The sequence below is a fragment of the Cedecea selenatireducens genome, from assembly GCF_042138895.1.
Classification (GTDB): domain Bacteria; phylum Pseudomonadota; class Gammaproteobacteria; order Enterobacterales; family Enterobacteriaceae; genus Cedecea; species Cedecea selenatireducens.
Map to the genome: position 1 here is coordinate 532,532 of NZ_JBHIKW010000002.1, position 9,276 is coordinate 541,807.

Consider the following 9,276-nt stretch of genomic DNA (forward strand, 5'->3'; position numbering starts at 1 on the left):
TCTTATATCAGCCCGCCAGGCGCGATTCTTTGATTTAAATCAATTAAATCCACACCACAAAAAAGGGTTTTACTGGTTTTATTTGTTTTACATCAACTTAGACGTACGGCGTGTCATTAAAATTTTTGTAAATTTTCAACTTTATTTAGTACCGTAGCCCATTGATGCAACGCACTATTTTGCTCATGGGGCAGAAGCAGTTAAGCTAGCGGACATTACAGATTCGCGGGAGAGCGAGATGACTACCCACCTCACCTGGCACGACGTGCTGGCAGAAGAGAAACAGCAGCCCTACTTTATCAATACGCTCAGCGCCGTTGCCGCAGAGCGCGCTGCGGGCGTGACCGTTTATCCCCCGCAGAAGGATGTGTTTAACGCTTTTCGGTTTACCGAGCTGGGCGATGTCAAAGTCGTTATCCTTGGCCAGGATCCCTATCACGGCCCAGGGCAGGCGCACGGGCTTTCTTTCTCCGTGCTTCCGGGCATTGCACCGCCACCTTCCCTGGTCAATATGTACAAAGAGCTGGAAGCCTCAGTGCCGGGCTTTACCCGCCCAGCCCACGGCTATCTTGAAAGCTGGGCGCGCCAGGGCGTTTTGCTGCTCAACACGGTGCTGACCGTCGAGGCAAGCAAGGCGCATTCCCACGCCAAATTTGGCTGGGAAACGTTTACCGATAAGGTTATCGCTCTCATTAATGAACACCGTGAAGGCGTGGTGTTTCTGCTGTGGGGGGCTCACGCTCAGCGCAAAGGCAGCATTATCGATCGCCAGCGTCACCACGTGTTGACCGCGCCACACCCTTCCCCGCTTTCGGCGCATCGCGGTTTCCTGGGCTGTGGGCATTTCGTTAAGGCAAATGAATATCTTGTAGAGCGCGGGGAAAAGCCCATCGACTGGATGCCACAGCTGCCACAGGAAAATGGCTAAGTTCTGGACGAAAAAAAACCAGCAATTAAGCTGGTTTTTTTATAACAGGAGAACGGGTTACGCCTTATTCTGGCGCCACCATTCACCCAGCAGTACGCCGGTTGCTACGGATACATTGAGGCTTTCAACATTGCCGGTACCTTCAATGGCTACGCTCATATCAGCATTTTCAAAGGTGGTGTCGGAAACGCCATCGCGCTCCTGGCCCAGCACCAGCACCATTTTCTTAGGTAGCTCAGCTTTATACAGCGGAGTACCCTGATGGCTTGAGGTCGTCACGATGGTGTAGCCTGCTTTACGGAAAGCTTCCAGCCCATCACCAAACGTCTCGCCGCTGATCGCCACAACGTGCTCTGCACCGCCTTCTGCGGTACGAATTGCCGCCCCGGACTCCAGCAGAGAAGCATCCTGAATCAGTAAACCTTTCACACCGAAGTGCGCACAGCTACGCATGATCCCGCCAAGGTTGTGAGGGTTACCCACATCCTCCAGCGCCAGTACGCAGTCTTCTTCCCCGGCTTTATTCAGCCAGCTCTGCACGCTGATGCCGCTACGCTTTTTAATAATGAAGCAAACACCACCGTGGTGTTCCGTGCCGGAGGCTTTTGCCAGCTCGGCGTCATCCACAACGTGGTAAGCCTTGCGGTTAGCCGCCATCCAGCGCAGCGCTTCTTTAAAGCGAGGCGTAACGCTCTGGATAAACCAGGCACGCACGATGCTTTCCGGGCGGCTCTGGAACAGCGCCTGACAAGCATTCTCACCGTAGACACGGGCTTCTTCGGCGCGCTGGCGACGAATCACTTCCGGATCAACGATGTGCTTTGTTGCACCTTCATTGTCAGAAGCCGACAGTGAAGTGTCTACCGGGGCACGGGAAACCGTGCGCCATGGGGACGCCGCTTCACCGCGATCGCCTCTGTCGCTACGTTCATTACGATCGCGCCCGCCGCGAGGTTTATCATCGTGACGAGCCGGACGGCGACCGCCGCCTTCACCACGTGACGCACCGGCAGGACGCCCACCACCTTTCCCGGTACGCGGGTTTTGGCTGCGTTTTTCGCTATCGTCGTCACCGCGGACATACATCACTTTGACCTTGCCGCTTTTACCTTTAAATTCGTCGTTCATTTTTCCTCCACCTGGCTGAGCGCGAAGCGCGCAGATTACCTGATGTGGCATGGGTTAGCCATTAACTTTGCTTAAAAGCTAATAACTATTGTACTCATCGAATAAATCACTTTGTTGGCCTCCCCATCTTCGCCGATAATATGTAACATATTTGAAACATCCACGGTGCATGACACCGATTTTCAACCATTCTCTTTGAGGTTAGTTATGAATACCGTTTGCGCCGACTGCCAGGCCATTAACCGCATTCCTGACGACCGTATTGATGACGGCGCAAAGTGCGGTCGCTGCGGTCATGAACTGTTTGACGGAGAAGTCGTCAATGCGACTACGGCTACGCTGGATAAACTTCTGAAAGACGAGCTGCCGGTCGTGGTGGACTTTTGGGCTCCGTGGTGCGGGCCGTGCGTTAACTTCGCACCAATATTTGAGGATGTAGCCGAAGAGCGCAGCGGCAAAGTCCGTTTTGTTAAGGTCAATACCGAGGCTGAACAGGAGCTCAGCGCCCGTTTTCGTATTCGCAGCATCCCAACCATTATGATCTTCAAGAATGGCCAGGTCGTTGACATGCTGAATGGTGCGATGCCAAAAGCCCCGTTCGATAGCTGGCTGGACGAAAATATCTGATCCTGCGGGGGCATTTTTTAGCCCCCTCTTTTATATCTACGTTAGAATAGCGTTTTTAGCTAAGCTGCCTTAATTAATGACAGAAAACGCCGTTCTCCGCCTTCGTGCTGCTCGCCTGGCCCGTGCAACTCGCCCATTTCTTGCCCGTGGTAATCGCGTTCGTCGCTGCCAGCGTTGCCTGTTGCCGCTGAAAAACTGCCTGTGCGAGACGCTTCAGCCGCAAAATGCGCGCAGCCGCTTTTGCCTGGTCATGTTCGACACTGAGCCCATGAAGCCCAGCAACACTGGCCGGCTAATCGCCGATGTTTTGCCGGACACAGAGGCGTTTCAATGGTCACGCACGGAGCCACCAGAGGCGCTGCTGGAACTTGTCGCTAATCCGAACTATCAGCCGATGGTCGTTTTTCCCGCTTCCTATGCTAACGGAGAGCGGGAAGTTCTGACCACGCCGCCAGTCACCGGGAAACCACCGCTGTTTATTATGCTTGACGGTACCTGGACCGAAGCGCGCAAAATGTTCCGTAAAAGCCCTTACCTCGACGCGCTGCCGGTGATTTCCGTTGACCTGAGCATTACCTCTGCTTATCGCCTGCGAGAAGCGCACGCCGAGGGCCAGTACTGTACCGCAGAAGTCGCCGCAGCCTTGCTTGAACTGGCGGGGGATACCGATGCATCTGAAGGGCTAACGCAGCACTTTACCCTTTTCCGTGAGCGTTATCTGGCGGGGAAACCGCATCATCAGGGCAGCGTCACAGCAGAAGTTGAAGAAAACGTTTAGACTCTCCTGAACATCACTCAGGGGAGAGAGTCGTGAGTCAACGAGGCCTGGAAGCGCTGCTGCGTCCAAAATCGATTGCCGTCATCGGCGCTTCGGCAAAGCCCGATCGCGCCGGTTATTTAATGATGCGTAATTTGCTTGCCGGCGGGTTCAACGGCCCGGTCATGCCGGTCACGCCAACCCATAAAGCCGTTTGCGGGGTGCTGGCCTGGCCGGATATCGCCAGCCTGCCGCTTGCGCCCGACCTCGCGATTATCTGTACCCATTCAGGCCGTAACCTGACGCTGCTAGACGAGCTGGGAAGCAAAGGCTGCAAAGCCTGCATTATCTTATCAGCTCCCCCCGAGCAACTGCCTGAATTGCTGGCCTGCGCGGCACGCTGGCAAATTCGTCTGCTAGGCCCCAATAGCCTTGGTCTTTTAGCGCCCTGGCAGGGGTTGAACGCTAGCTTCTCGCCGGTACCGATTCAAAAGGGCAAACTGGCGTTTATTTCCCAGTCCGCCGCAGTTTCAAACACCATTCTGGACTGGGCGCAGCAACGTGAAATGGGGTTTTCCTGGTTTATCGCCCTCGGTGATAGCCTGGATATCGACGTGGATGAGCTGCTTGATTACCTCGCAAGAGATACCAAAACCAGCGCCATTTTGCTTTATCTTGAACATCTTAGCGATGCCCGTCGCTTTGTCTCTGCCGCGCGAAGTGCCTCACGTAATAAACCTATTCTGGTCATCAAAAGCGGACGCAGCAGCAAAGCTCAAACCCTGCTGAAAACGCATCCTGGCCTGGATGCCGCCTGGGATGCGGCAATTCAGCGGGCTGGTTTACTGCGTGTTCAGGACACGCATGAACTGTTTTCCGCCGTTGAAACCCTCAGCCATATGCGCCCTCTGCGCGGCGAACGACTGATGATTGTCAGTAATGGGGCGGCTCCTGCGGCGCTGGCGCTGGATGAACTATGGCTGCGAAACGGCAAGCTGGCGACGTTAAGCGAAGAAACTACAAAGGCGCTTGCAGCAGTGCTTCCTTCAGGTGTTGAAGCCGGAAATCCGATAGATCTCCGTGATGACGCAACGCCCGGCCGTTATCTGCTGGCCGTAGAAAAATTGCTGGATAGCCATGATTTTGATGCTCTAATGGTGATTCATTCTCCCAGCGCCGCCGCTCCCGGAACCGCAAGCGCTCTCGCGTTGATCGATTTGCTACAGCGGCACCCTCGCGGGAAATACCTGACCATTTTTACCAACTGGTGCGGTGAGTTCTCCTCCCAGGAGGCCAGACGCCTGTTTAGCGATGCCGGGATCCCTACCTACCGAACCCCAGAAGGGGCGGTAACGGCGTTTATGCATATGGTGGAGTATCGCCGTAATCAGAAGCAGCTCCGCGAGATCCCCGCGCTACCCGCTAACCTGACGGCTAACACCGGCGAAGCTCACCACCTGATCCAGCAGGCGCTGCATCAGGGAGCAACCACGCTCGATACTCATGAAGTCAGGCCCGTACTTGAAGCCTATGGCTTAACGACGCTGCCAACATGGATTGCAAGTGACAGTGCGGAAGCCGTGCACATCGCCGAGCAAATTGGCTATCCCGTGGCGTTAAAACTTCGCTCACCGGATATTCCCCATAAGTCGGAAGTTCAGGGGGTAATGCTTTATTTACGGACGGCCAGTGAGGTTCAGCAGGCAGCAGAAGCCATTATTGACCGTGTAAAAATGACCTGGCCACAGGCGCGGATTCATGGCCTGCTGGTGCAAAGTATGGCAAACCGCGCGGGGGCACAGGAGCTTCGGGTTGTCGTTGAGCACGACCCGGTATTTGGCCCATTGATCATGCTGGGGGAAGGCGGCGTAGAATGGCGGCCCGAGCGACAGGCTGCCGTGGCTCTCCCTCCTTTAAACATGAATCTTGCCCGCTATCTTGTTATTCAGGCGATTAAAAGCGGCAAGATCCGCAGCAGGAGCGCATTACGCCCGCTGGACATCGCCGGCATCAGCGAGGTTCTGGTGCGGGTCTCTAACCTGATCATCGATTGCCCGGAGATAGTACGGCTTGATATCCACCCGCTGTTAGCCTCCGGCAGTGACTTTACTTTGTTAGATGTCACACTTGAGTTAGCCGAATTTACCGGAGATGCGGATTCCCGCCTGGCCGTTCGTCCTTATCCTCATCAACTGGAAGAGATTGTGCAGCTCAAAAATGGCGATCGCTGCCTGTTCCGCCCGATCCTTCCTGAAGATGAACCTCAGCTGCAGCGCTTTATTGCCCAGGTAACAAAAGAAGATCTCTACTATCGCTATTTCAGCGAGATCAATGAATTTACCCACGAAGATTTAGCCAATATGACGCAGATCGACTACGATCGGGAAATGGCGTTTGTTGCCGTTCGTCGAATGAAAGGCAGCGATGAGATCCTCGGCGTCACGCGTGCAATTTCCGATCCGGATAACGTGGATGCCGAGTTTGCCGTGCTGGTGCGCTCCGACCTGAAAGGGCTTGGGCTGGGCCGCCGCCTGTTGGCTAAACTCATCGACTACACCAGACAACACGGTATTCAGCAGCTAAATGGCATCACGATGCCGAATAACCAGGGCATGATTGCTCTGGCCCGTAAACTGGGTTTCAGCGTCGATATTCAGCTGGAAGATGGCATTGTGAGCCTGATGCTCCCACTGGGCGAAAGCGCAGATTCGTGAGTAAGGTACTGGAAAACATACTCACTTTGCGTGGCAGTAGTGGTATTATCAGCAGGTTCTGACGTCTGGATTTTGCAGAAGGCCATCCAATGAAAAGAGAAGATAAGCACTGTGATGTTGTCTAAATTTAAACGTAATAAACATCAACAACACCTTGCCCAGTTACCGAAGCTTTCTCAATCAGTTGATGATGTAGAAACCCTGTTCTCCCCTGCGGACTTCCGCGAAACGCTGCTGAAAAAAATAGCGGGCGCAACGCAACGCATCTGCATCATTGCGCTGTATCTTGAGCAGGATGACGGCGGCAATGGGATCCTGTCCGCGCTTTATCAGGCTAAACAGCAGCGGCCGGACCTGGAAGTTACCGTGCTGGTTGACTGGCACCGTGCTCAGCGCGGACGTATTGGTGTTGCCGCAACCAACACCAATGCGGACTGGTATCACCGCATGGCAGAGCAGTTTCCGGATGTAAATATTCCGGTCTACGGCGTTCCCGTCAATACTCGCGAAGCGCTTGGCGTGTTGCATTTCAAAGGTTTTATCATTGATGACAGCGTTTTCTACAGCGGTGCCAGCCTCAATGATGTCTATCTGCATCAGCATGATAAGTATCGTTATGACCGCTATCAGGTCATCCGCAATCGCTCGTTAGCGGACATTATGTATGGTTGGGTGAACCAGAATCTGGTGAATGGCCGCGCGGTTCATCGACTGGACGTCGCCGAACGCCCAAAAAGCCCGGAAATCAAAAACGACATTCGCCTGTTCCGTCAGGAGCTGCGGGATGCCAGCTTTATCTTCCAGGGTGATGCGGACAACGATCAGCTGTCGGTTACGCCGCTGGTTGGGCTGGGGAAATCCAGCCTGCTGAATAAAACTATCTTCCATCTTATGCCGTGTGCCGAGCAAAAGCTCACTATCTGCACGCCGTATTTCAACCTGCCTGCGGTGCTGGTGCGTAATATCATTCAGCTACTGCGAGATGGCAAACAGGTTGAGATTATCGTTGGCGACAAAACGGCCAACGATTTCTATATTCCCGAAGATCAGCCGTTTAAGATTATCGGTGCCCTGCCTTACCTCTACGAGATTAACCTGCGCCGCTTCCTTAGCCGCCTGCAGTATTATGTGAATACCGGGCAACTGATTGTGCGTTTGTGGAAAGACGGGGATAACAGCTATCACCTGAAAGGAATGTGGGTGGACAACGAGTGGATGCTGCTGACCGGGAATAACCTTAACCCGCGCGCCTGGCGTCTGGACCTGGAGAATGCCCTGCTGATCCACGATCCGAAAAGAGAGCTGGAAGGCATTCGTACCAGAGAGCTGGAGCTTATCCGCACCCATACGACGGTCGTTCAACATTATCGCGATCTGCAAAGCATCGCCGAATATCCGGTGAAAGTTCGTAAGCTGATTCGCCGCCTGCGTCGTATCCGTATCGACCGATTGATAAGCCGCATTCTTTAAATGTTTAAGCCCTGCACTGCAGGGCTTTTTCTTTCTAGAGTTTGATGCCTTTTCCTTTGCGGTGCAGCAGCAAAGAAACCACAAACGCCAGCGCTCCCATCCCGGAAACATACCAGAAGAAGATAGTTTCACTGCCGATCGATTTTAGTGACAGAGCGACATATTCCGCAGAGCCGCCAAACAGAGCATTAGCAACCGCATAGGAGAGCCCAACGCCCAGGGCACGGACTTCTGGTGGGAACATTTCAGCCTTCAGAATGCCGCTAATTGAAGTGTAAAAGCTGACAATGATCATCGCCGCCATCACCAGTGCAAAGGCTGCATACGGCGAGCTAACATTTTGCAAAGCCGTCAAGATAGGCACAGTCAGCACCGCCGCTAACCCGCCAAAACATAGCATTGAGCTACGCCGTCCGATTTTATCCGATAGCGCGCCGAAGAACGGCTGGATCACCATGAAAATAAACAGAGCAAAGGTCATCAGCGCGCTGGCCGTATTGGCATGCATCCCCGCCGTATTTACCAGGTACTTCTGCATATAAGTGGTGAAAGTATAAAAAGCCAGGGACCCGCCGGCAGTAAAGCCGAGCACCATAATGAACGCTTTACGGTTCTTCCATAGCCCGGATAGCGTTCCGGCATCTTTGTGCGCACGAGTCGCTTTATCTGACGTTTCATCCAGCGAACGACGAAGATAAAGGGCAACAATGGCCAGTACGGCGCCAATCGCGAATGGGATCCGCCATCCCCAGCTTCGTAAATCCTCATCGCTCAGCACTTGCTGCAGGATAACCACAACCAGCAATGCAGTAAGCTGCCCACCAATGAGCGTCACATACTGGAATGAGGCGTAAAATCCTTTACGGCCTTCAACCGCCACCTCACTCATGTATGTCGCGCTGGTTCCATACTCTCCTCCCACAGATAAGCCCTGAAACAAGCGAGCCAGAAGTAATAACGCAGGAGCCCATGTACCGATAGTGGCGTATCCTGGCAGGCAGGCAATTACCAACGATCCAAAACACATCATGCAGACGGAGATCAGCATGGAGTTTTTACGTCCATGTTTGTCAGCGATATAGCCAAACAGCCAGCCGCCAATCGGCCGCATCAGAAAACCAGCGGCAAAGACCCCAGCCGTTTGCAACAGTTGGGTAGTAGTATTTCCCGTAGGGAAAAAGATGTGTGCGAAATAGAGCGAGCAGAATGAGTAAACATAAAAATCAAACCACTCAACCAGATTCCCTGATGAGGCGCCGACAATGGCCCAGACGCGACGACGGGTATCCGCAGCCGTTAGCGCAATACTCTCTTCACTTGTTGATTCAGTCATTATATTTTCCTGTCTTCCTGAACGAGCGTAATAACCCAGGATCCAGTAAAGCAGGAGAAACAAAATTCGTGAGGTGAAGTTTCTTGTTGCGCAGTTGTTACAGTGTTTTTTGTGAGCAGGCTAAGCTTTTCGCAAATTGTTACTACTGGAAAAACAAAAAACCCCAGCCGTCAGGCTGAGGTTTTCTGTTTTATTTGATGCCTGGCAGTTGTATGCCGGGCTGTCCTGCCCGTCACCCTGCGGGCAGCCTGCGGCTGTGCAAAATCGTTCCCGATGATTTTGTCATGCTCTCTGAGAGTAGAAAGCAGCAGAAACCAGA

Annotated in this window: 7 protein-coding genes; 5 read left to right on the forward strand and 2 right to left on the reverse strand. The window is 53.4% G+C overall.

The window, feature by feature from the left end; genetic code table 11:
• Positions 1-238: 238 nt before the first annotated feature.
• Complete coding sequence (gene ung / locus ACE38U_RS05370; RefSeq protein WP_038479765.1) at positions 239-928, forward strand: uracil-DNA glycosylase; 690 nt, start codon at positions 239-241, stop codon at positions 926-928.
• Positions 929-985: 57 nt separating this feature from the next.
• On the opposite strand, the gene ACE38U_RS05375 is transcribed toward ung, so the two are convergent.
• A complete protein-coding gene (locus ACE38U_RS05375; protein WP_038479762.1) occupies positions 986-2,056 on the reverse strand; it encodes a tRNA/rRNA methyltransferase in 1,071 nt (356 codons plus the stop codon).
• A gap of 207 nt (positions 2,057-2,263) precedes the next feature.
• Between ACE38U_RS05375 and trxC the strand changes: the two genes are divergently transcribed.
• The 4 genes from trxC to pssA all read left to right on the forward strand — a co-directional run bounded on the left by trxC (position 2,264) and on the right by pssA (position 7,624).
• Positions 2,264-2,683, forward strand: coding sequence for a thioredoxin TrxC (gene trxC / locus ACE38U_RS05380; RefSeq protein ID WP_038479759.1), 420 nt, complete (start codon positions 2,264-2,266; stop codon positions 2,681-2,683).
• A 76-nt stretch (positions 2,684-2,759) separates the two neighbouring features.
• Positions 2,760-3,461 (forward strand): tRNA-uridine aminocarboxypropyltransferase, encoded by a 702-nt coding sequence (locus ACE38U_RS05385; protein ID WP_038479756.1) that lies wholly within the window; start codon positions 2,760-2,762, stop codon positions 3,459-3,461.
• Positions 3,462-3,493: 32 nt separating this feature from the next.
• Entirely contained in the window at positions 3,494-6,154 is a 2,661-nt protein-coding gene (locus tag ACE38U_RS05390; protein WP_038479753.1) for a bifunctional acetate--CoA ligase family protein/GNAT family N-acetyltransferase, read from the forward strand.
• A gap of 114 nt (positions 6,155-6,268) precedes the next feature.
• Positions 6,269-7,624, forward strand: a complete 1,356-nt coding sequence (pssA, locus tag ACE38U_RS05395; RefSeq protein WP_176981910.1) for a CDP-diacylglycerol--serine O-phosphatidyltransferase — start codon at positions 6,269-6,271, stop codon at positions 7,622-7,624.
• Between the two features lie 34 nt (positions 7,625-7,658).
• On the opposite strand, the gene ACE38U_RS05400 is transcribed toward pssA, so the two are convergent.
• A complete protein-coding gene (locus tag ACE38U_RS05400; RefSeq protein WP_038479747.1) occupies positions 7,659-8,957 on the reverse strand; it encodes an MFS transporter in 1,299 nt (432 codons plus the stop codon).
• Positions 8,958-9,276 lie beyond the last annotated feature (319 nt).

Coding starts and splice junctions, on each gene's coding strand:
- ACE38U_RS05375 (WP_038479762.1), bottom strand. CDS start 2,056: ATGAACGACGAATTTAAAGGTAAAAGCGGCAAGGTCAAAGTGATGTAT.
- ACE38U_RS05400 (WP_038479747.1), bottom strand. CDS start 8,957: ATGACTGAATCAACAAGTGAAGAGAGTATTGCGCTAACGGCTGCGGAT.
- ACE38U_RS05385 (WP_038479756.1), top strand. CDS start 2,760: ATGACAGAAAACGCCGTTCTCCGCCTTCGTGCTGCTCGCCTGGCCCGT.
- ung (WP_038479765.1), top strand. CDS start 239: ATGACTACCCACCTCACCTGGCACGACGTGCTGGCAGAAGAGAAACAG.
- pssA (WP_176981910.1), top strand. CDS start 6,269: ATGTTGTCTAAATTTAAACGTAATAAACATCAACAACACCTTGCCCAG.
- trxC (WP_038479759.1), top strand. CDS start 2,264: ATGAATACCGTTTGCGCCGACTGCCAGGCCATTAACCGCATTCCTGAC.